The sequence below is a fragment of the Parafilimonas terrae genome, from assembly GCF_900115755.1.
Lineage (GTDB): Bacteria > Bacteroidota > Bacteroidia > Chitinophagales > Chitinophagaceae > Parafilimonas > Parafilimonas terrae.
In genome coordinates, this window is sequence record NZ_FOXQ01000001.1 from 1,002,753 (window position 1) to 1,025,152 (window position 22,400).

At 40.1% G+C, this 22,400-nt stretch carries 19 protein-coding genes; 8 read left to right on the forward strand and 11 right to left on the reverse strand.

Going from position 1 to position 22,400, the window contains the following annotated elements:
* Nucleotides 1–94: 94 nt before the first annotated feature.
* From BM015_RS04325 to BM015_RS04350, 6 genes are all read right to left on the reverse strand, one after another.
* On the reverse strand, nt 95–616 hold the full coding sequence (locus tag BM015_RS04325) for a hypothetical protein (RefSeq protein WP_090654816.1): 522 nt from the start codon (nt 614–616) through the stop codon (nt 95–97).
* Between the two features lie 12 nt (nt 617–628).
* A complete protein-coding gene (locus tag BM015_RS04330) occupies nt 629–1,456 on the reverse strand; it encodes a rhomboid family intramembrane serine protease (RefSeq protein WP_090654818.1) in 828 nt (275 codons plus the stop codon).
* Nucleotides 1,457–1,562: 106 nt separating this feature from the next.
* The gene (locus tag BM015_RS04335; protein ID WP_090654821.1) at nt 1,563–2,156 is read right to left on the reverse strand and encodes a superoxide dismutase family protein; all 594 of its coding nucleotides are present in this window, start codon (nt 2,154–2,156) and stop codon (nt 1,563–1,565) included.
* 126 nt (nt 2,157–2,282) lie between these two features.
* A complete protein-coding gene (locus BM015_RS04340; protein ID WP_090654824.1) occupies nt 2,283–3,101 on the reverse strand; it encodes a sterol desaturase family protein in 819 nt (272 codons plus the stop codon).
* A 124-nt stretch (nt 3,102–3,225) separates the two neighbouring features.
* Nucleotides 3,226–4,473, reverse strand: a complete 1,248-nt coding sequence (locus tag BM015_RS04345; protein WP_090654827.1) for a thioredoxin fold domain-containing protein — start codon at nt 4,471–4,473, stop codon at nt 3,226–3,228.
* Nucleotides 4,474–4,509: 36 nt separating this feature from the next.
* Entirely contained in the window at nt 4,510–5,289 is a 780-nt protein-coding gene (locus BM015_RS04350) for a (Fe-S)-binding protein (RefSeq protein WP_090654829.1), read from the reverse strand.
* A gap of 110 nt (nt 5,290–5,399) precedes the next feature.
* Between BM015_RS04350 and BM015_RS04355 the strand changes: the two genes are divergently transcribed.
* Both BM015_RS04355 and BM015_RS04360 read left to right on the forward strand, forming a co-directional pair.
* Complete coding sequence (locus BM015_RS04355; protein WP_090654831.1) at nt 5,400–6,440, forward strand: ATP-grasp domain-containing protein; 1,041 nt, start codon at nt 5,400–5,402, stop codon at nt 6,438–6,440.
* Nucleotides 6,441–6,448: 8 nt separating this feature from the next.
* The gene (locus BM015_RS04360) at nt 6,449–7,096 is read left to right on the forward strand and encodes a LysE family translocator (RefSeq protein WP_090654834.1); all 648 of its coding nucleotides are present in this window, start codon (nt 6,449–6,451) and stop codon (nt 7,094–7,096) included.
* A 152-nt stretch (nt 7,097–7,248) separates the two neighbouring features.
* Here the strand turns inward: BM015_RS04360 and BM015_RS04365 are convergent, their stop codons facing one another.
* The 4 genes from BM015_RS04365 to dxs form a co-directional block, all read right to left on the reverse strand.
* Complete coding sequence (locus BM015_RS04365; protein WP_090654837.1) at nt 7,249–7,902, reverse strand: tetratricopeptide repeat protein; 654 nt, start codon at nt 7,900–7,902, stop codon at nt 7,249–7,251.
* Nucleotides 7,903–7,968: 66 nt separating this feature from the next.
* A complete protein-coding gene (locus tag BM015_RS04370) occupies nt 7,969–8,406 on the reverse strand; it encodes a VOC family protein (protein ID WP_090654840.1) in 438 nt (145 codons plus the stop codon).
* Between the two features lie 33 nt (nt 8,407–8,439).
* Nucleotides 8,440–8,937, reverse strand: coding sequence for a SixA phosphatase family protein (locus BM015_RS04375; RefSeq protein ID WP_090654843.1), 498 nt, complete (start codon nt 8,935–8,937; stop codon nt 8,440–8,442).
* 122 nt (nt 8,938–9,059) lie between these two features.
* On the reverse strand, nt 9,060–10,991 hold the full coding sequence (gene dxs, locus BM015_RS04380) for a 1-deoxy-D-xylulose-5-phosphate synthase (RefSeq protein WP_090654845.1): 1,932 nt from the start codon (nt 10,989–10,991) through the stop codon (nt 9,060–9,062).
* A 209-nt stretch (nt 10,992–11,200) separates the two neighbouring features.
* Here dxs and BM015_RS04385 point away from each other — a divergent pair, with 209 nt between their 5' ends.
* Nucleotides 11,201–12,259, forward strand: coding sequence for a sensor histidine kinase (locus BM015_RS04385; RefSeq protein WP_090654848.1), 1,059 nt, complete (start codon nt 11,201–11,203; stop codon nt 12,257–12,259).
* A 6-nt stretch (nt 12,260–12,265) separates the two neighbouring features.
* Entirely contained in the window at nt 12,266–13,000 is a 735-nt protein-coding gene (locus BM015_RS04390; protein ID WP_090654852.1) for a LytR/AlgR family response regulator transcription factor, read from the forward strand.
* 91 nt (nt 13,001–13,091) lie between these two features.
* On the opposite strand, the gene BM015_RS04395 is transcribed toward BM015_RS04390, so the two are convergent.
* Nucleotides 13,092–13,850, reverse strand: a complete 759-nt coding sequence (locus BM015_RS04395) for a phosphoglycerol geranylgeranyltransferase (protein ID WP_090654855.1) — start codon at nt 13,848–13,850, stop codon at nt 13,092–13,094.
* Between the two features lie 352 nt (nt 13,851–14,202).
* On the opposite strand from BM015_RS04395, the gene BM015_RS04400 reads away from it, so the two are divergent.
* The 4 genes from BM015_RS04400 (at nt 14,203) to BM015_RS04415 (ending at nt 22,301) form a co-directional block, all read left to right on the forward strand.
* The gene (locus tag BM015_RS04400) at nt 14,203–17,571 is read left to right on the forward strand and encodes a vitamin B12-dependent ribonucleotide reductase (protein ID WP_090654858.1); all 3,369 of its coding nucleotides are present in this window, start codon (nt 14,203–14,205) and stop codon (nt 17,569–17,571) included.
* 270 nt (nt 17,572–17,841) lie between these two features.
* A complete protein-coding gene (locus tag BM015_RS04405) occupies nt 17,842–19,785 on the forward strand; it encodes a sensor histidine kinase (RefSeq protein ID WP_090654861.1) in 1,944 nt (647 codons plus the stop codon).
* A gap of 2 nt (nt 19,786–19,787) precedes the next feature.
* Nucleotides 19,788–20,411: a response regulator transcription factor gene (locus BM015_RS04410; RefSeq protein ID WP_090654864.1), complete on the forward strand. Its 624-nt coding sequence runs from the start codon at nt 19,788–19,790 to the stop codon at nt 20,409–20,411.
* 240 nt (nt 20,412–20,651) lie between these two features.
* Nucleotides 20,652–22,301 (forward strand): tail fiber domain-containing protein, encoded by a 1,650-nt coding sequence (locus tag BM015_RS04415; protein WP_090654868.1) that lies wholly within the window; start codon nt 20,652–20,654, stop codon nt 22,299–22,301.
* Nucleotides 22,302–22,400 lie beyond the last annotated feature (99 nt).

Sequence of the window (22,400 nt, forward strand, 5' to 3'; positions counted from 1 at the left end):
GTTCTGATAATCGCTGCTGATTAGTAAAACAAAAGTTGATGTTGTTCCCTTCAGCCAGTTTTTGCCAAGTCACCAGGTTAGTAGCAGTGCCTTGTCATTTAAAAAAATCAAAAATTTCATCAAGATTGCAACAAAGATCGCCTGGCTTCGATTTCTCTTTGTCGTAAAGAAATTTGTTTATTTTTATTTTATCTGCTATGAATGAAATGTTGTTAGGCAAGCCAAAAAATCTTGGACTTTCTTTTGTTTGTCCTGTTTCTGCGTCAATGCAAAAAAGATGAAAACCCGGTTTGCTATTTTCAAAATCCCATTTAATTAATACCAATTTCTTTGAGTCATCTGACCATGCATACTTGTCTTGCCAACCTTCTTTTGACAATTTTGTTTTGTAAAAGCCAACAAGTTCAATATCACAGCGATTATATGGAGAGCCCATACGTATTTCATCAACATTTGTCACTTTTATTTGGAAAGGTCTTTTTATTGTGTCCATTTGAGGGTTTGTGATTTGCCAAATTGAGTTAACAGGCGAAACTGCCAACTTAATATTTGGAATTAATACGATTCTCGTTGTCACAGACAAGAAAGAAATTATAATTAAACCTGAGTTTTTCATTTAGTATTGTCGTCATCGGGAATATTCCTGCAGCATCTGCTTTTCTTTGTCAGTAAGGCTTTTCATTCCTTTTTTATGAATCTTTTCAAGTATCCTGTCTATTTCCTGCTCTTTACTTCTCTTTTCTATATTGTATTTATGGTCGATGGTAACTGCGTTTGAATGCTTATTGAAAAAATAATTATCTATCATCAGACTATGTGGCCTGGTAATAATAATATACATGAACACTACGGAAGGCAGCATAATAATTACAATGGGCCAGGTGTTGGTAACTAAAACAGACGGGTGCATAATGATGGCAACGATGAGGCCAATTAATGCACCGCCTAAATGTGCATCATGGCCAATATTATTTCTTCTTGAACGAATGCCATAAATGGAATACAACACATAAACAAGCCCAAACAGCCAGCCAGGAATGCCTATGGGAATAAACAGTAAACCAATTTTCATACCCGGGAATAAAGCAATGGCTGCATATATTAAACCGCTTACGCCGGCAGAAGCGCCAACTGAATCATAGCCGCCATCGTGGCGATGAATGAAGAGAGAAAGCAGGCCACCGCCAATGAGGCTTAAAAAATAAATAAGTAAAAATCTTACAGGGCCTAACGACAATTCAAGTGAGCCGCTGAAAAAATATAAGGCCAGCATATTGAAAATAAGGTGCATCCAGTTTACATGCAGAAACCCGGATGTTACGAGCCGTTTATAATCTTTATACAACAAAACGGCATCTACATTAAACTTGTATTTATTGTAGAAAATACTGTCTTTAAAACCGCGATAAGAAACAATTACGTTTGCTATAATTAATATAAGCGAAAGAATACCCATTTGTTACTGCAATGTACAAAGCTGTTTATTTGATGCAAAATGTGTTGCAGAAAATAAAAAAGCCTTTGGCTTTTTACCAAAGGCTTTATAACTAATTTGAAAAATATTATTTAATAAGGCCGCAACCAATTCTTCCGCCGGCATTACCGGTTGGTTGTGTTGTATAATCATCAACACCATTGTGCACGATGATAGCATGATTTAAAACACTGCTGGCTGTATCTGAACCAAGCGTCCATAAATCTGTTGACATTTCAAGTGTGCCTTTACCTTCTGCATCTAATTTCACATTACCTATATCGCCCAGGTGAAAACTGGCGCTTCCCCATTCGCCATGTTGTGCGCCGGTTGGGTTCCAGTGGCCATGCGTAGCCATGCCGTTATCGCCACAATCAGGATGTTCGTGTATATGAACAGCAACAGTTTTATTAGCCATTTTAGGTATGGTAAGATTGAGTGTTAATTTAACCTTTCCGCTGTCTGCATCAAAGCTTGCTGTACCATCAACAGTTGTATCTGCTTTTGTGCCTGAAATTACAGCCTCGGCATGTGTTACAGGTTCAGCAGGCGCAACCGAAGATTCCATTGAAGAACTGTCACTTGCTGTGTCTGAAGACGTAGAAGTACCGCAGGAAACTAAAGCGAGGGATGCTGTTAGAAGCATGCACTGCAGTACATGTTTAATTTGTAGTTGTTTCATGATTAAGATTTTTTGAATAAGCTTAATTTATCATACAAATATCTTACCATGATGGTTATAATCAAAATATAACTGAGAAGCTGTGAGCCGTAAGCTTTGAGCTTAGAACAATCATTACTGAAAGCTTTAATAATCAGTTTTGATAGAATTGCCGAAAGGAATTTTTAAAAGGTCTTTTACATCTTCATCATTCCTGCCTTCCAAAACATCAAGGCCGTAATGAATATTTTCTACAGATGTTGTGCAATACGTGCCAAACAATTTATCCCAAAAAGGAAAGATGTTACCATAATTTGTATCTGTTTCCGGCCTGATATAATGATGATGGATGCGATGCATGTTTGGCGTAACAATGATATAGCTTAATGCCTTATCTAATTTCCTGTTCATTTTTATATTGGCATGATTGAACTGAGAAAGCACCACGCTTACACTTTGATATAAAAACACCAGCCATAAAGGTGCGCCGCAAATAAAAACAGCAATAGTTGTAAACACAGCACGAAAAACACTTTCACCAGGATGATGGCGGTTAGCTGTAGTAGTATCAACATGCATATCAGAATGATGGATAGTATGAAACTTCCACATCCATTTTATTTTATGTTCGATATAATGAATAAGCCATGCGCCAATTAAATCCATCAGCATTAAACCAATAATCAATTGAAGCCACACGGGCATTACTATCCATTGCAATACACCAAAATGATGCTTCAAACACCAGTCGCTTGTAAACACAATTAATAATGCGAATACAAAATTTATGGCAATGGTTGTGAATGTAAAGAAGAGATTAATGCCCGCATGTTTCCATTTATTGTATTGAAAAGTAAACAGCGGAACAGCGCTTTCTATAAGCCAAAAGATAGTAATTCCGCCTGCAATAATTAAAGCACGGTGCAGGGAAGGAATATGCTGGAAATATTCAACAATGGCATTCATATAACAACCGCTTCTTTTAGTATAACTAATGTAACACTTTTTACCTGCCGGGCTTTTAAAGCTTTATTAAAATAAAAACAGGCTGTTTGCCTAACAACCTGTTTTATTATTCAAAAAGATAAAACTAATTCCAGGTCTTCTCCCCGTTTTTCATTTTGTTCAGGGTTTGCTCGTAAGAAGATTTATCAGCGCTGATATCCAGGTTCATTGCTTTTGTTTCCCATTCAATCGCTTCATCCTTTTTACCCATTTTATATAAAATGTTTGCATAGGTATCCATAAACATGGGTTCTTCATTATTATCAATAGAACGTTTGCTCCAGGCAAGCGCCTGTTCCACACAAGCCATGTCGCTGCAATTTAAAAATACGTTCCAGGCAAAATCATTTAACTGTTCAGGCGAAGCGTTGCTGCCATAATCTTTCATATAACTAACTACAGCAGGGCCGAACTTTTCCCAGTCTTTTTTATTTTCATAAAACACCACCTGCGCATGGCTTATTACTTCTTTTGCCTGTGCAGGGTAATTTTTCGCTACATCATTTTGCAGTTTAGTCCAATCAGGTTCAGGGAAGTCTTTTGGGTTCGGGATATTCCTTGGAAAAATCACCGTGTAAACTTCTTCCCGTGTAATAATTCTTTGTAAGATACCATTGCTAACTTTTTTGCCCATCACCTCATCAACCTTATCGCCATTATGCAAAAGCATATCAAAACCCTTGCTCTTGCTGTTTTCTGTAAAGCTGATGATAAAATCGAGGTTATCTTTTGTATATAAATCCTGCTGAGTTGCCAGGTAAGCATTGGCCAGTTCAGATGCCTGTTTCATATCATAAGCATCCTGCGCCATAAGTGCCAGCTTATGAATAAAGGCAGGATCTTTTTCGCCTGCATTATACTTATCAAGCAAAGTATAATATTGACTTTCCGGGTCAAGCGCCGTATTCAACCTGGCAACAAAATCTTCCCCTGTTCTTGAAGAGCCCACAAAACGGTGCACAATTTTTCCGTTCTCATCAAAGATTAAATAAGTTGGATACGCCCTTACATTATATTGTTTGGCAAGATCATGACCAGTTTGATACCAGCTTTTTACTTCGGCATTATCGTTATCTGTAGTATCCAACTGCACTTTTACGTTTATGAATTTTTCATTCATAACATCAGCAACCACTTTTTGCGGAAAGATTGTGCTGGTCATATAACGGCAGGGCCCGCACCAGGTGGTATAACAATCCATAAAAATATATTTATGGGCGGTTTTGGCCTTTGCTTGCACTTGCTGCCAGCTTTGATTATGCTCAAAGTTTACGCCTTCCTGCGCACTGCAAAAAAGCGGCGCCAGTAATGCAATCAGTAATAATTTTTTCATGATGTGGGTTTAAAAAGTGATTAAATAATTGTGATGTTATTCCATTTCAGCAGCAATTAACTCTGCTATATCCAGCACTTTTACGCTATCTTCTTTTTCTTTATTCTTAACGCCATCGGTAAGCATGGTGTTGCAAAAAGGGCAGGCTGAAGCAATAATGTCAGCGCCGGTTTGCATGGCTTCTTCACTGCGTTCAAAGTTTACACGTGTGGCGCCCTTTTCTTCTTCTTTAAACATTTGTGCACCACCTGCGCCGCAACATAAACCTTTGCTGCCGCAGCGCTTCATTTCAACTAATTCTGCATCTAATAACTCCAGCACTTTGCGTGGCGCTTCATAAACATTATTGGCGCGGCCAAGATAACAACTGTCGTGGTAAGTAATGCGGCGGCCTTTAAAGTTGCCTTTTTCTTTCAGCTTCAGCCTGCCTTCATTTATTAGCTGTTGTAAGAATATTGTATGATGGATAACTTCATAACTGCCGCCGAGTTCAGGATATTCATTTTTAAAAATATTGAAGCAATGCGGGCAGGCGGTTACAATTTTTTTTATGCCATATCCATTTAAAACCTGGATATTGTTATAGGCCATCATCTGGAACAAAAATTCATTGCCGGCCCTGCGTGCAGGATCGCCGGTGCAGGCCTCTTCTTTCCCAAGAATGGCATACTTAATTTCAAGCTTGTTTAAGATAGTTGCGAAGGCGCGGGTAATTTTTTGTGCCCGCTGATCGAAACTGCCTGCACAACCCACCCAAAACAGAATATCGGGGGTTTCGCCGTTTGCCAGCATTTCTGCCATTTGCGGAATGTGCATACAATTGAATTTTCTGTATTCAAATGTAAGGCAAAGCGTTTTGTATTTAACAAACAAACTGTTGTAACATAGTTGATCACCCCTAATTTTGCGCCACTAAAAATGCTTGGTTGAAAAGAATCTTTAACTGGGAGCAATTGCCTTTCAGCGTTATTTATGCGCCTTTCTTTTTTCTTTGGCTATACTATTGGATAAAGGGCGGCCGCTTCTGGTTCTTTTCAAACGTAAACCCAACCTTGTATTTCGGCGGGTTTGAGGGCGAAACGAAACGGGAGATGTTTGAACAGTTGCCCGGCACATTATACCCAATAACTATTTATGCCGGCCCTAACGAAACTATTGAATGTATTATAAAAAGAATGCAGGCTTCGGGTTTGCAATTTCCGGTGGCAGTAAAACCAGATATTGGCACAAAAGGATTGCTCTTCAGGAAGATTGAAAATGCAGAACAGCTTGCGGCTTACCATACATTATTGCCGTTTACGTATCTTATCCAGGAAATGATAACCTGGCCGCTTGAACTAAGTATTTTCTATGTGCGTTATCCCGGTTCTGATAAAGGGACAATAACGGGGCTGATTGAAAAAGAATATTTGCATGTAAAAGGTGATGGCAGATCAACATTAAAACAATTAATAGAACGGCACCCGAAGGCTTTCATGATTGCAGAAGAACAAAAAGAGCTGCATAAAACAAACCTGGATAATATTATTGCTAACGGAGAAGTTTATAAGCTGAATGAATTAGGCAACCATAACCGCGGCGCAAGGTTCATTAACCTGGGTAATAAAATTGATGAACAGCTTTCTGCTGTGATGGATAAAATTAATTTATTCAGCAAGCATTTTTATTATGGCCGTTACGATATTAAAACCACTTCGCTTGAAGACCTTAAGCATTGCAGGAATATTTCGATACTTGAATTTAACGGTGTTGGCTCAGAACCCAATCATATTTATGATAACGGGTTAAGTTATATAGGCGCCATAAAAGTTATTGCAAGGCATTGGAAATATATGTTTGAGATAGGAAAAATAAATTATAAAAACGGCGCCGCTTATGTTCCTTTTTTTAAGGGAATAAAAATGCTCAGGGCTTCTAAAAAAAATACGAAATTCATGGAGCAGCTAAACCTGCAATGTAAACTTTAAACTGCTTTATGAATGAACTGTTACCCATACTGTTTGCAGGTTTTGGCGTGAGCTTTTTAGGGCAGTTGCCCCTGGGAAATTTAAACGTAGCCGCCACGCAGATAGGCGTTGAAGAAAGCATAAAAAAAGCATGGATATTCAGTATTGGCGTAGCGCTGGTTGAAGTAATTTATTTGCGCATAGCTTTAAACAGCAGCGGCTGGATACTGCGTAATAAAACTATGTTTATCTACTTAAGCTGGGCCACCGTTATTTTATTTTTTGTGTTGGGCTTTTTAAGCATTCGTAAGGCACTAAAGCAAAATGAACCGGAAAAAAAGGGCTTGCTTATCGATAATAAATTACACCGATTTTTACTTGGCCTTATGTTGAGTGCCATTAACCCTATGCAAATACCATTTTGGTTTTTCTGGGGCACTTATTTTATTAGCAACGGCACAATAAACCCAACCATGTTAAACTTTAACCTCTTTACAATTGGTGCATGCGTAGGAACTTTAACCGGCCAGGCTATTTACATTCACGGCGGTAAATGGCTTATTAAAAAATTAAAGGCAAGCCATAAAATTCTTAACGTAATTATGGGTGCGGTATTTATAATTTCTGCAGCAATTCAGTTGTATAAAATCTTCTTCGGTAATTTGTTTAAAGAATGAGTGCGAACTTAATGTCTCACATAAAATCAGCATCAGCGGCTAGACAAAAATTCTATTCTCCTGCTGCTGCTTTTACAGTGGAAAAAAATGAATTTGTTCAAACAAAAAAGCACAACTTTTCGGTTGTGCTTTTACTGAATATTTTTAAGCTGCTAACCCGGAACCCTTGAAATATATTTTTCAATTTCCTTTATCTGGTCAACCACCTGTTTGGTTGTGGGTTTGCAGGCTTTTGCTTTTCTAAAGAAATCTTTTGCAGCACGAAACTCGCGTTTATTCATAAATATCTGGCACATACTTAAAAAAGCTATGGCTTCACTTTCCTTATCGGGAATGCCGGCGCGAATGGCGGCCCTCATATAACCTTCAGCCGTTTTCATATCACCTTTTTGCATGGCCATCATGCCCAACTGAAGTTTGTTGGCGCCCTCTGCTTCCGGCATTGGCGAACCCAGTGTGGCGCTTTTCTTTAAATGTTTTTCCGCCGTATCAAAATCCTGCTTCATCATGGCCATATTGCCTTTCACTGTATAATAAGTGGAGCGGATGGGCTTATATAATAAATTGGGAAACCATATACTGTCAAGGATTTTTTCCACTTCTTCAATATTGCCGCTTTCCATTGGTTCCTGCAATAAACGCATTGGGCCGATAAAGAAATGGCTAAGAAAACCAATTAATCCTATAAAATATAACGGGAATACAGGCCAAAAGCCGGAAACAGTAAGATTTAAAACAACACCAATTATAATAGCTATAATACTCAGCCAAAAACGGTATTTGATTATTAAGTTATAAAATTTCATACACTCATTTTTCGAGGCGCGAAGATAACAGTTTACAATTCACTATTCACCACTCACCATTCACTGCTAAAATTTATCATCGTTTACTTCTATCCAGTAACCATCGGGATCCTGTAAATAGATTTGCCTGATGCCATCAGTCCTGATTTGAGGCGCACTGCTTGTCTGGCCTGAATTGCCATATTTAATGTGAAGAGAATCAAGGCGCCTGGCAAAATTCTCTACCGAAGGCACACTGAATGCCATGTGCACACTTACATTGTGCGGCATTTTTTCTTTTGCCCCGGAAATAACATGCAACTGATCGTGCTCGCCAATTTTAAACCAGGTGTGGCGGTTATCGTGAAACGGCTCCGGTATTTGCTGTAACTGCATTACGTCTCGGTAAAATGCGCTGCTTGTTTCAAGGTTAACAACGTAAATGGCAAGATGGTTAAAATGTACCTGCGCTTTTGCAGATATTATAAAAACGAAACAGGAAATAATTAACACTATTTTTTTCATGCGGCAATTTTAAATGCAATGTAACCCGAATTGCTACAAAACATTTTTTGGATAATCAAAAAACCAAAACTCCTTCTCTGCATCTTCAAAATCTTTCCAGCTATCCGTTTTTATATGCAACGCAAATACAGCACAGGTGGGCATATCATCAATATAGGCGTTCATTAAACTATTAGCAAAAGCGGTTATGCCCGGGTTATGTGAGAATAAGGCAACCGAATCAAAATCGTCGTTTAAAGCTTCAACGGCTTTATAAAATTTGCTGATAGATGCATCATACAAATCGGGCCATTCTATAATGTTCTTTTTTTTCACCTCAAACTCATCGGCAAAAAGCCTGGCTGTGGAAAGAGCACGGTTTGCCGGGCTGGAGAGGATAGCATCAAGCTTAACATTCATTTGCCTGCGCACACGCCTGGCCATTTCAGGCGCATCTTTTTTACCGCGGCTATTTAATGGCCGGTCAAAATCTTTTTGCGAAAAATCATCCCAACTGCTTTTTGCATGGCGGATGATAAGAAGTGATTTCATAGGTGCAATTTTAGAAATAACAGTTATACTACTTATACAGATGATATATTGAAATCACTATGCCTGTAAAAACAAATTAAGGCAATTGTAAATAAAGATTATTCCGGAGAAAAAAAGCAAGCCTAACTGATTAATTTCTCTGTAACAGGTTGGTTTACCATTTCCTTTACGGCATCAGCAATTGCAGCAGAATCGTAATGGCATTCATTACGCAATTCTTTCAGCGTTCCATGCTCTACAATCCTGTCCGGGATGCCAAGAATCTTTACATCAGCTTTGTAGTTATTGGCATTCATAAATTCAAGTACAGCGCTGCCAAACCCGCCAACAACCGTTCCATCTTCCACCGTAACTATCTTATCAAATTTGCTGAACACTTCGTGCAGCAAAGCTTCATCAATTGGTTTTACAAACCTGAGATCGTAATGTGCCGGGTCAATACCTTCTGCCTTTAACTCACGTATGGCGGCCGTAGCAAAATTGCCCGGATGGCCGAAAGTTAAAATGGCAAGGCCTTCACCGTCTTTCAATTTTCTCCCCTTGCCAATTTCTATTTCCCTGAAAGGCGTTTTCCATTCCGGCATTACACCTTCGCCGCGGGGATAACGTATAACAAAAGGATATTCATTTTTGTCAAGCTGCGCCGTGTACATCAGGTTGCGCAGCTCGCTTTCATTCATTGGCGCACTTACAACCATATTAGGTATGCAACGCATATAAGGAATATCGTAAGCGCCGTGATGTGTGGGGCCATCTTCGCCCACAAGCCCTGCCCTGTCCAAACAAAATATTACAGGCAGTTTTTGAATGGCAACATCGTGTATTACCTGGTCGTAAGCCCGTTGCATGAATGAAGAATAAATATTACAGAAAACACGAAGGCCCTGTGTGGCCAGGCCGGCGCTTAATGTTACGGCATGCTGTTCTGTAATGCCCACATCAAATGCCCTGTCGGGCATAGCTTCCATCATAAATTTTAAAGATGAGCCGCTGGGCATGGCAGGCGTTACGCCCATTATTTTATCGTTTGCTTCTGCCAGTTCAATAATGGAATGGCCGAAAACATCCTGGTATTTTGGCGGCTGGGGAAGGTCGAATTTCTTCTTATAAATTTCACCGGTTACTTTATCAAACAAACCTGGCGCATGCCATTTGGTTTGGTCCTGTTCTGCCAGCGCATAGCCTTTTCCTTTTACCGTAATGATGTGCAACAGCTTGGGGCCGGGTATTTTTTTAAGATCAGCCAGCGTATCAACCAACTTGGTAATGTTATGGCCGTCTATTGGTCCGAAATACCTGAAATTCAAAGATTCAAAAAGATTGCTGGTTTTACTTACCATGCCCTTAATGCCGGTTTCGAGCTTGGCGGCCATATCGCGGGTAAACCGTTTTCCCACCGGCAGTTTACCGAGCAATTTCCAAACATCATCCCGCATTTTGTTGTAAGCAGGCGAAGTAGTAATATCTGTTAAATATTCTTTCAGTGCGCCCACGTTCGGGTCAATGCTCATGCAGTTATCATTCAGGATAACCAGTAAATCTGCATCGGCAACGCCGGCATGGTTCAGCCCTTCAAAAGCAAGGCCGGCAGTCATGGCGCCATCGCCTATTATGGCAACGGTTTTACGCTCTGTTTCTTTTTTATACTTGGCTGCCATTGCCATACCCAAAGCAGCAGAAATAGAAGTGGAAGAATGTCCCACACCAAAAGTATCGTATTCGCTTTCGCTTCTTTTTGGAAAGCCACTTAGCCCTTTGTATTTGCGATTGGTGATAAAACTATCTTTTCTGCCGGTTAAAATTTTGTGGCCATAAGCCTGGTGGCCAACATCCCAAACCAGTTGATCATAGGGCGTATTGTAAATGTAATGCAACGCTACAGACAATTCCACAACACCGAGGCTTGCAGCAAAATGGCCTCCATAAACACTTACCACATCAATAATATAGTGGCGCAGTTCATCACAAACCTGGAAGAGTTGATCCCGGGAGAGCTTTTTCAGGTCGGCAGGGGAATTTATCTGGCTTAACAAAGGACCGGCGGAAATTTCCATTAACAAAGATTAAGTAGCAAAAATAATAGTTTTAGAATATAAACGTTTTTTGCCACATTCCGGTTTAATGCCCTAAAATTTTCTTACAATTTTATAATGTTTTATTTTAATGCCTTTCAAAGGTTTGGCATGTGCCACTTACTCCTTAAAATAACCATTGATAAAAATTGCATTCCGGCGCCTGTATAAGTTTATAAATTTGTAAAGCAATGCAGAAAAAACAATTAGCATATTGGTGGTGTCAGTTTGCCGGATGGACATTCTACGGGGCATCATTAATGTTTTTTATCTGGGTGTTTCATTTACAGCTTACTTCCATTTTTGCAGCCCGCATTTTACTGGGTATGTCTTTCGGCTTGATTTTCACACATTTGCTCCGGCTTATTATTCTGCGTTTAAAACTTACACCTCCCATTTTTGGCAGGCAATGGCTGCAGCTTTTCAGTATAACGTTAATGGTTTGCATTGCTTACAGCTATATCAGCAGCACAATTGTTGAATGGCTGCATTTATACGACCCCGAAATAAAAGCCAGCATCCCGGAACGCTTTTTCCTCAACCTTGCCAATGACTCTCCCATTATTTTTGTCTGGCTTTCTATTTACTACCTGTGGCATTATATAGAAAATTCACGCAACACAAAAATTGACAGTGTGAAAATGGAAAGCCTTGTAAAAGAGCTGCAGCTTAAAACCATTAAAGCACACATTAACCCGCATTTTATTTTCAATGCGTTAAACAGTATTCGTGCATTGGTGGATGAAAACCCTGAACGTGCAAGAACAGCTATAACCGAATTAAGCAATATTTTGCGCAGCAGCATGCAGGCTGAAAAAATGGAAACAACCACACTTGAAAAAGAACTAAGTATAGTAAAAGATTATCTTGAGCTGGAACAAATCCGGTTTGAAGACCGGCTGCGGGTGGAATACGAAATTGATGAAGATACTTTAGACCAGCAGGTTCCGCCTATGATGCTGCAAACACTTGTTGAAAATGCCATTAAACATGGCATAAGCAAGCAGATAAACGGCGGGCTGGTAAGGGTCATTTCCGATTTTACAGATAGTCATCATGAACTGATTGTTGAAAATACCGGCCATTTAAACGGCAATAAAGGTTTGGAAGGTTTTGGCATAGCCAGCACCATAAACAGGCTAAAATTATTGTATGGCAATGATGCCGGTTTTGAAATAAAAAATATAAACGGTAATATGGTAAAAGCAAGGGTTACGCTGCCGGTTACCGCTATTTCATTTTTAAAATAAATATAAATGCCACTAAAAGCTATTATTGTAGATGATGAGCGCCTTGCAAGAACAGAATTAAAGAAATTGTTGCAGGCATATCCTGATATTGATATTGTTGATGAAGCCGCTAATGCGGATGAAGGCGTTGAAAAAATAGAATCGCAAAATCCTGATATTATCTTTCTCGATATTCAAATGCCCGGTAAAACAGGTTTTGATATGCTCTCAGACCTGGAAAAAGCGCCGCATGTAATATTTACTACTGCGTATGATGAATATGCTCTGAAAGCGTTTGAGGTGAATGCGCTGGATTATCTTTTAAAACCAATAGAACCTAAACGCCTCGCTGATGCCGTGCATAAACTGAACGATGAAATAAGCAAGGAACGCATTGGCATTAGCGGCAATAATAACCGCGGCCCGCTTACCGAAATTGACCAGGTTTTTGTAAAAGACGGCGAACGTTGCTGGTTTGTAAAACTCAATGAAATACGGCTGTTTGAAAGTGTGGGCAACTATGCCAAGGTCTTTTTCGGCAATAATAAACCGCTTATTTTGAAATCGCTTAATTCGCTCGAAGAACGTTTGGATGACCGTGTTTTCTTTCGCGCCAACCGCAAGCATATTATTAACCTTCGCTGGATTGAAAAGATAGAGCCTTATTTCAATGGTGGCTTATTGGTAGAATTAAAAGGTGGTGAAAAAATTGAAGTCAGCCGAAGGCAAACCGTTAAGTTTAAGGAAATGATGAGCTTTTAAAAAGGCATAGAATACATTAAAAACATCGGCCCGGAATTTTAAAAACCGGGCCGATCTTATTTATCACAGGCAAATTATGTTAAGCAGCAATTTAAACTTTTACCGGCTCTGAAGAATGAATGGCATCACTCAATTCTTTTATCAGCGAAGCATCTTTTTCAATAGCATTGCCTACTACAATAATATCGGCGCCGCTCTTGCAATTCAGGTAAGCTTTTTCGGGATTATTAATGCCGCCGCCAATAATTAATGGCGCTTCAATATGCGATGATACTTTTTCTATCATTGCGGCAGGCACTGGGTTTTTGGCGCCGCTGCCGGCATCCATAAAAATAAGTTTCATACCCAGCATTTCTCCCGCCATGGCAGTACACATGGCTATTTCAGCTTTGTCTGAAGGCAGCGGTGTTGCATTGGAAATATAAGAAACGGTAGTAGGTGCGCCGCCGTCAACAACCATATAACCTGTAGGCATTACCTCAAGACCGCTTTGCTTTACTGCCGGGGCACTTACCACGTGCTGCCCTATCAGTAATTCAGGATTGCGCCCGGATATTAATGATAAATATAAAAGTGCATCGGCATAGCGGCTGATCTGCGAATGCGAACCGGGAAAAATAACCACCGGTATAGAACAGGAGACTTTTATCTGCCTGATGCATTCATCAAGGTTATTGGAAATAACAAGGCTGCCGCCTACAAAAAAATAATCAACTTTGGCATCCAGGGCTAACGATACAAGTTGCTCGGTAGTTGCCTCATTAACCTTATCGGGATCAACAAGTACCGCAAAGGATTTTTTACCGGTTGCTTTTCGTTCTTGTATCTGTTGGTACAACTTGTGCTTCATGCAGGCTTTTTAAGTGAGACCTTATTTGCAAAAATGCAAAAAAGTTTGCATTCTTAGCAATTTCATTGGTATTGTTTTCAATGGCTTATCTGCCACCTCATCTATATATCATACGAAAAACAGCCATTAATGTTTAAAGCAACAGCAATTTTTTATCCAAAAATTTTATCTGTGCAAGGCTTTTGCGTGAAACATAATACCCGGTTGAGCTTTAAAAAAATCCACATCCATTTTCCACAATATGTGCATATTCATAGTTTCTTTTTTCAGAGGTTAAAGATATTTTCGTCGTCTGTCTCTAACGTCTGCTTAGGCAAGCTTAAATAAATTTATCACGATTAAAATATTATCAATGGCAACAGAAAAAACCCATAAAGCATTGCTGTTTCAACGCCGCTTTACAAAAGAAGGCGTTAGCCCGTTTGATATGTTTGAGTACGATTACCGTACCAGCATCATCAAAAATCCAACGGGTGAAGTTTTGTTTGAAATGAACAATGTGGAAGTGCCCAAACAATGGAGCCAGATTGCCACCGATATCCTGGCTCAGAAATATTTCAGAAAGGCAGGTGTGCCCCAGCCTGACGGAACTTTAGGCCGCGAAACCTCTGCAAAGCAGGTGGCGCATCGCCTCGCAAACTGCTGGCGGGTTTGGGGCGAAAGAAATAATTATTTCGATTCTGAAAAAGACGCCCAAATTTTTTATGAGGAACTGGTTTACAGTATTTTAAACCAGGCCTGCGTGCCCAACAGCCCTCAATGGTTTAATACAGGGCTGCACGAAAGCTATGGCATCACCGGCAAGCCACAGGGCCATTATTATGTGGATGGAAAGGACGGCAAACTGAAAAAATCAACCAGTGCCTATGAAAGGCCGCAGCCGCATGCCTGTTTTATTTTAAGCGTTGACGACGATTTGGTAAACGATGGCGGCATCATGGACTTGTGGATTCGTGAAGCCCGTATTTTTAAATACGGCTCTGGCGTTGGAACCAATTTCTCAAGAATTCGCGGTGAAGGAGAAAAGTTAAGCGGCGGCGGCACTTCCAGCGGTTTAATGAGCTTTTTAAAAATTGGTGACCGCTCTGCGGGAGCCATAAAAAGCGGCGGTACTACAAGGCGCGCCGCCAAAATGGTTTGCCTTGATTTAGACCATCCTGAAATAATGCAGTTCATCAATTGGAAAAAAGATGAGGAAAAGAAAGTGGCTGCCATGGTTTCCGCTGGTTACGACAGCAGTTATGAAGGCGAAGCTTATGCAACCGTATCCGGTCAAAACTCTAATAACTCGGTTCGTATTCCGAATGAATTTTTCAAAATACTCGAAGAAGATGGCGATTGGGAATTAAAAGCCAGGACTAACGGCAAAACGATGAAAAAAATTCCCGCACGTGAAGTATGGAACCAAATTAATTATGCAGCATGGCGTTGTGCAGATCCCGGAACACAATATGATACTACCATCAACGAATGGCATACCTGTCCGCAGGGTGGAAGAATCAACGCTTCCAACCCTTGTTCAGAATACATGTTTTTGGATAATACGGCATGCAACCTGGCAAGCGCCAACCTTATGAAATTCTTTGATACGGAGAAAAACATTTTCGATGTTGAAGGTTTTTCTTATACCTGCCGCCTGTGGACTACCGTATTGGAAATTTCTGTATTGATGGCGCAGTTTCCATCAAAAGAGGTAGCGCAATTGTCTTATGACTATCGTACGCTCGGTCTCGGTTTCGCCAATCTCGGAACCATGCTCATGGTAAGCGGCATTCCTTACGACAGCGAAAAAGCCCGCAATATTGCCGGCGCTATCACTGCTATCATGACCGGAATCGCTTACAAAACCTCCGCGGAAATGGCGGCTGTTTTAGGTGCTTTCCCCCGTTTCGAAGAAAATAAAGCTGATATGCTTCGCGTAATGCGCAATCATCGCGCTGCTGCTTACGATGCTTCAGATGCGTATGAAGGATTAAGCCTTCAGCCGGTGGGCATTAACGCAAAATATTGCCCTGATTATTTATTATCTGCCGCCTGTAAAGCCTGGGATGACGCCGTTGAGCTGGGTGAAAAACATGGCTATCGAAATGCCCAAACAACTGTAATTGCGCCAACCGGCACGATTGGACTGGTAATGGATTGCGATACTACCGGCGTTGAACCTGATTTCGCCCTGGTGAAATTTAAAAAACTGGCCGGTGGCGGTTATTTCAAAATCATTAACCAAAGCGTGCCGCAGGCTTTGAAAAATCTTGGTTATGCACCAAAAGAAATTGACGCCATTGTAAAATATGCCGTGGGTGCAGCCAGCTTTGAAGGCGCTCCTTTTATCAATCCCCAAACTTTAAGTGAAAAAGGTTTTCTCGCAGAAGAAATCCAAAAACTGAACAACGCCGCCACTTCAGCATTTGAAATAGGTTTTCTCTTCAACAAATTCATTTTAGGCGAAACCTGCCTGGAAAGGCTTGGCTTTACAGCCGAACAATATAACGACTGGAATTTTGACCTGCTGGATGCACTTGGCTTTACGGAAGAACAAGTTGAAGCCGCCAACAATTATGTATGCGGAACAATGACAGTAGAAGGCGCTCCTTTCTTAAAGCCTGAGCATCTTCCTGTTTTTGACTGTGCTAATAAATGCGGCAAAAAGGGTGAACGTTATATTCACGCCCACGGTCACATAAGAATGATGGCCGCCTGCCAGCCTTTCTTAAGCGGTGCTATTTCCAAAACCATCAATCTGCCACACGAAGCAACGGTTGAAGAAATTGCAGATTCCTACATGCTAAGCTGGAAATTAGGTTTAAAGGCCTGCGCTTTATACCGCGATGGCTCTAAACTTTCCCAGCCGCTCAGCAATAAATCGGATAAGAAAAAAATAACCGACAACAGCCAACAGTTAACCGATGAAAAAGCTAAACCGGCTGACGGTGATCTGTTGACGGTTAACGAGAGCAAACTGGTTGACCTTTCAACCTTAAGTGCCGAAGAATTACTGGAAGAAGTTCATAAGCGCATGCAAGCCAGTGAGGATACTTCTTTAAAAAGGCAATTGTCAAAGATTGTTGAAAGAAAGACTTTACCGGCAAAACGCCGCGGTTTTACACAAAAAGCCAAAATAAACGGCCAGGTATTGTTCCTGCGCACCGGCGAATACAATGATGGCACATTGGGTGAAATATTTATTGACCTTGCCAAAGAAGGCTCCACATTACGCAGCCTGATGAACTGTTTTGCCATTGCCGTTTCTGTTGGTTTGCAATATGGCGTTCCATTGGATGAGTTTGTTGAAAAATTTGTGTTCACCAAATTTGAACCTGCTGGTATGGTAGATCATCCGAACATCAAAACCACAACTTCTTTGGTTGACTTTGTATTCAGGTGCCTGGCGTATGAATATCTTGACAGAACAGATTTAGTACATGTATTAGACAGGCCTGAATTAACCAATCTGGGCGAAGATGACGATGCAGAAATCATTGGGAAACCATCTTTAAGCAACCTGCATGTAAAATCAGTACCTGCGCCTGCTGTACATATACATAAAGCGCAGAAAACAACGGCTGGAGTGCATGCAGAAGCTTCAATGGATGCCGCTAATGCAGCAGCCAAAAATATGCAGAGTGATGCACCTTCCTGCAATGTTTGCGGGCATATTACGGTAAGAAGCGGCACCTGCTATAAATGCTTAAACTGCGGTAATAGTTTGGGGTGCAGTTAATATTATTTTTATATGATTAATAAAAGGAGGTTGCTGTAAGGCAGCCTCTTTTTGTGTTACTGAAATGCTGCTAAAAATTTACCCCTCTATCTATCAGTAAATTATTCTACCTTTTCAACCACAGGCCGCAGCCATTTGAACACAGAACAAACACCGAAAGAAACAATATAGAACTCAGATAAATTACCCGTAAGAATAATCTCTGATCATCGTTACATTCCAATCTTTGTATTGCTGCCGGCCTCAATAATAAACACCTAACCGGCTATTGTGAAGACGCTTAAATACATATTGATTGCCTGTATATGCACAAACATTACAGTAACTTATTTGTATCCACAGGATGAAAAAGTAGATTCACTGAAACGGCTGCTGCAATCTCCCAGGCAGGATACTGTACGCATTAATGCAAACATTGCCCTTAGTAATTTATTTATAGAAGATAAGCCCGGCACAGCACTGTTGTATGCAGTAACGGCTTTATCCATTGCTCAAAATATAAAAAACACAAAGCTTATCGCCAGGTCATCGCACACAATCGGTGTTTGTTATGATTACATTGGAAACCTTGACAGTTGCCTGTATTTTTTGAACAATGCTGCATCTCTTTATACATCGCTTAATGATAAAGAATATCTCTCCAATGTTATCAGCGATATGGCACTTGCTTACTATGTAAGAGGCAACTATGAGCTTTCGCTACGTAATCATTTCACTGCATTAAAGCTGCGGCAGGAAACAGGGAATAAAAGCTATGTTGCAAAGTCTCTGAATAATATCGGCGTATTATACCGCTCCAAAAAAGATTATACCAATGCTATTCATTATTACAGGCAATCACTTGCCATAAAAGAGGAACTGCATGATGAACAGGGCATACTGAACACTTTAATAAACATCAGCAGCGCTTATAACAGTGAGGATAAATTTGACAGCACGTATTATTATGCCTACCGCGCCATGCAGCTCGCAAAAAAAATTCATGCAGAAAAAGATATTTATGGCTCGCAGGTAAATATGGGCGCTGCATTGGTGGGCCTGCACCGGCTGGATGAAGCAGAAGCTGTTTTTTATGATGTAGAGAAAAGAGCTTTGGTGCACAATGACAGAGATGTGCTGATAACAGTTTATGAAGGACTGGGCGATATTTTTTCTTCACGCGAAAATTATGCAGCAGCAGAAAGTTATTTTTTAAAGGGATTGGAAACATCAAAAAAGAACCAGCGTAAAGAAAGAATGGAGGTTTTTTACCGCAAGCTTTCCAAATGCAACCGTATGCTAACAAACTATGCACTGGCATTTAATTATGCAGATTCTGCTACAACGCTTCGCAATGATTTACTGAATGAAGAAAACCTGCGGCAACTGAATGAAATGGCTGCTGTGTATGAAACGGCAGAAAAAGAAAAACAGATTGATAAACTGAATGCACAAAATGCGCTGGCTGCTGCAGAAGCTATACACAACAAAAAAGAAAGAAATTATTTTATACTGGCTTCTGTTTTAATGCTTGCGCTGGCAGTGCTTGTCTGGATTGCTTTTGCATCCAACAAAAAGAAAAAAAAACAATTGGCTACACAAAACGAACTGATTGAAAAATCGTTGCAGGAAAAAGAAATTTTGTTGAGGGAAATACATCACCGCGTAAAAAATAATCTGCAGATAGTGTCAAGCCTGTTAAGCCTGCAGTCAGATTATATAGCAGATGAACACGCATTGCAGGCTGTGAAAGAAAGCCGCAACCGTGTGCAAAGCATGTCGCTCATTCATCAGAATCTTTACCAGGAAAATAATTTAACCGGCATAGATATCCAGGATTATATCGGCAAACTGTGCGACAATCTTTTTCATTCCTATAATATTCAACATAATAAAATAAAACTGATTAAAGAATTGCAGCCGATGAATCTTGATGTGGATGTTGTGGTGCCGCTTGGGCTAATATTAAATGAACTAATCACCAATAGTTTGAAATATGCTTTTAATGATGGAAGAGATGGTGCTATAAAAATTATTTTAAAAGAAGAAGACAGCCTATTAAAGCTCGGCGTGTATGACAATGGCACAGGCATTCAGCAAAAACCAAAAGATGAATATGGATTTGGATATAAAATGATAAATGCGTTTCTGCAAAAGCTGAAAGGGAAAATGAATATTTATGCCGAAGACGGGACCAAGGTGGATATTGAAATAAAAAATTACAAGCTTGTATAAACATGAACGAGATAAGTATATTAATTGTGGAAGACGAGCCAATAGTGGCTGAAGATATTGCCGGCGCACTGCGAAGAAATGACTACATCGTTTCAGCAATTGTTTATAACAGGGAAGATGCGCTTGCTGAATTAAAAAACAACCTGCCCGATGCTGCCATACTTGATATAAACCTCAATGGTAAAATGGAAGGCATTGAAATAGCTGAAATCATTGCGTGTAATTATCATATTCCATTTCTTTTTCTTACATCTTATTCCGATAAAAAAACACTTGCCAATGCAAAGGTTACAGAGCCGGCAGGCTATATTGTAAAGCCTTTTACAGAAGCAGGTTTATACAGTTCAATTGAAATTGCCCTGCACAATTTTGCACAAAAAAGCAAACATAATTTTCCGGAATTAAAGCTATCAACAATTAATAAGTTTTTACCCTCGCCTGTAAGTGAGCGGGAGTTTCAGTTGCTGCAGTTAATTTATAATGGCTGCACCAATAAACAAATTGCCGCTGAGTTATTCATATCCATCAACACTGTGAAAAAGCATATCAATAACCTCTATTTAAAATTAGACGCCACTTCGCATTCTTCCGCTATTGCACGTATAAGGCAACTGATACTGCAATAAATTTTATATCAGTTTAAAAATCACCCGAAAGGGTAAATGAAAGCTGCTGCGCTCAATGGAATTTTGTTTTTGGATTGAGATGATAGAGCAGTTGACAATTGACAGACTACTTACAGTTCACCGGCGATTTATTCACAATTGGCTATTCACTTAAGCGATCAACAAATAACCATACCATCCATCTCTTTTCTACTTATTTAATCAAACGCAAAAACAATGCGTGCCTTAAAAATTTAACTTATGAAAAAACGAATGCTTTTATTCATTGCATGTTGCATTTATACATGCATAAACCTCTATGCACAAAACTGGACAGTTGATGGCAACACTTTAGATACTACCGGCAAGTTCGGTTCTGTTAATAACAAAACCATACTGTTCATATCAAACAATAAAACTTATGGCAAGCTCACCAGCGGCGGCTTATGGGGCTTTGGAAATACAAGCCCAAAGGCGCAGGTGCATATTAATTCAAAACAGGCTGGCAGCAATCCTTTGCAAATTGATGTGCTTGATACGGCAAAGATGATTGTAAACAGTAATGGCGGCGTTGCCATTGGCGACACGCTCATACCTCCCATTAATGGTTTATATCTTAAAGGGAAGCTTGGTATTGGTATTAATACTCCTGATGTGAAGCTGCAGGTTACAGGCGGCAGCAGCGTTCGGTTAAATAAAGGCGGCGCCATTGTAGCGGGGCAAATAACAGACAAAAATCTTGCAATAGACCACAATACTATTCAGGCAAGAGATAGCGGCAACAGCGCCACCTTGTTTTTAAACCGGTATGGCGGAGATATAAATATGCTTTCTAATGGCATACACGTTGAAAGCAAGAACGGCTTTGTAGGCATTGGAACGCAAACTCCGGAGGCAAAGTTGCAAGTTATAGGTGGCACAGATATAACCTCACGGGGCGGTGGTTATATTGTTGCCGGTGATGGTGAACATGCACATTTAGTAATTGACACAAAGGGAATACAGGCAAGGGACCATAGCATTCTCGCTTATCTCTATCTTAATCCTTTAGGCCCTGGAATTGTAACAAATACAGATTTGTTTTTTGGAGACCCGGCCGGTTCTTCGGGTTATGGGGCCAGGTTAAATTTAATAAGTAAAAACATTTTAGGATCGGAAGGGAGTTTTGTTTCTGCTATTGACCGTGTATTTGAACTTGGTAATTCCTCAAACAGGTGGTTTGATGTATGGTCGATAGATGGCAGCATCAATACTTCTGATGAAAGAGATAAAAAGAATATCCGACTCCTCAATTATGGCCTCAAAGAAATTATGCAATTGAAGCCTGTGCGCTTCAACTGGAAGAACAGCATAGAAGATAATGACAAGATTGGGCTGGTTGCGCAGGATTTGCAAAAAGTATTGCCCGAAGTTGTAAAAGACCACGAATACAGAAGAGACGGCGCAGGCAAGACAGAAAAAATACCTGCACAGCATTTAGGCGTAATGTACGCCGATATTATTCCGGTGCTTGTAAAAGCCATACAGGAACAGCAAGAGGAAATTGAAACATTGAAAAAAGCAGCAGGCATAAACGCTTCAACATTGTCCGGCACTTCTTCATCAAACGAAAACCATGAAGAAAAAAATATTACAGATGTAAAACTCAGCAATGTTTCACTTGAGCAAAATATTCCCAACCCATTTAGTGATAATACAAGCATTCATTACAACAAGCCTGCAAATGCAAAAAATGCTTCCGTTGTAATACATGATATGAGCGGAAAGCTCATTAAACAAATAACTCTTTCCGAAGCAAGCAGCGGAATAATTAATATATATGCATCTTCATTAAGCACCGGCATTTATACCTACTCATTGATTATTGACGGCGTTACAATAGCAACTAAAAAAATGCTTGTGGCCAGGTAGAGGAGGCTGTGCATCTCACAACTGCCACCTCTCATCTGTCCACTTTATCAACTCATCTCTTATTAAAAACGTTTTAAAACTTCTCAAAAAAATAAAACC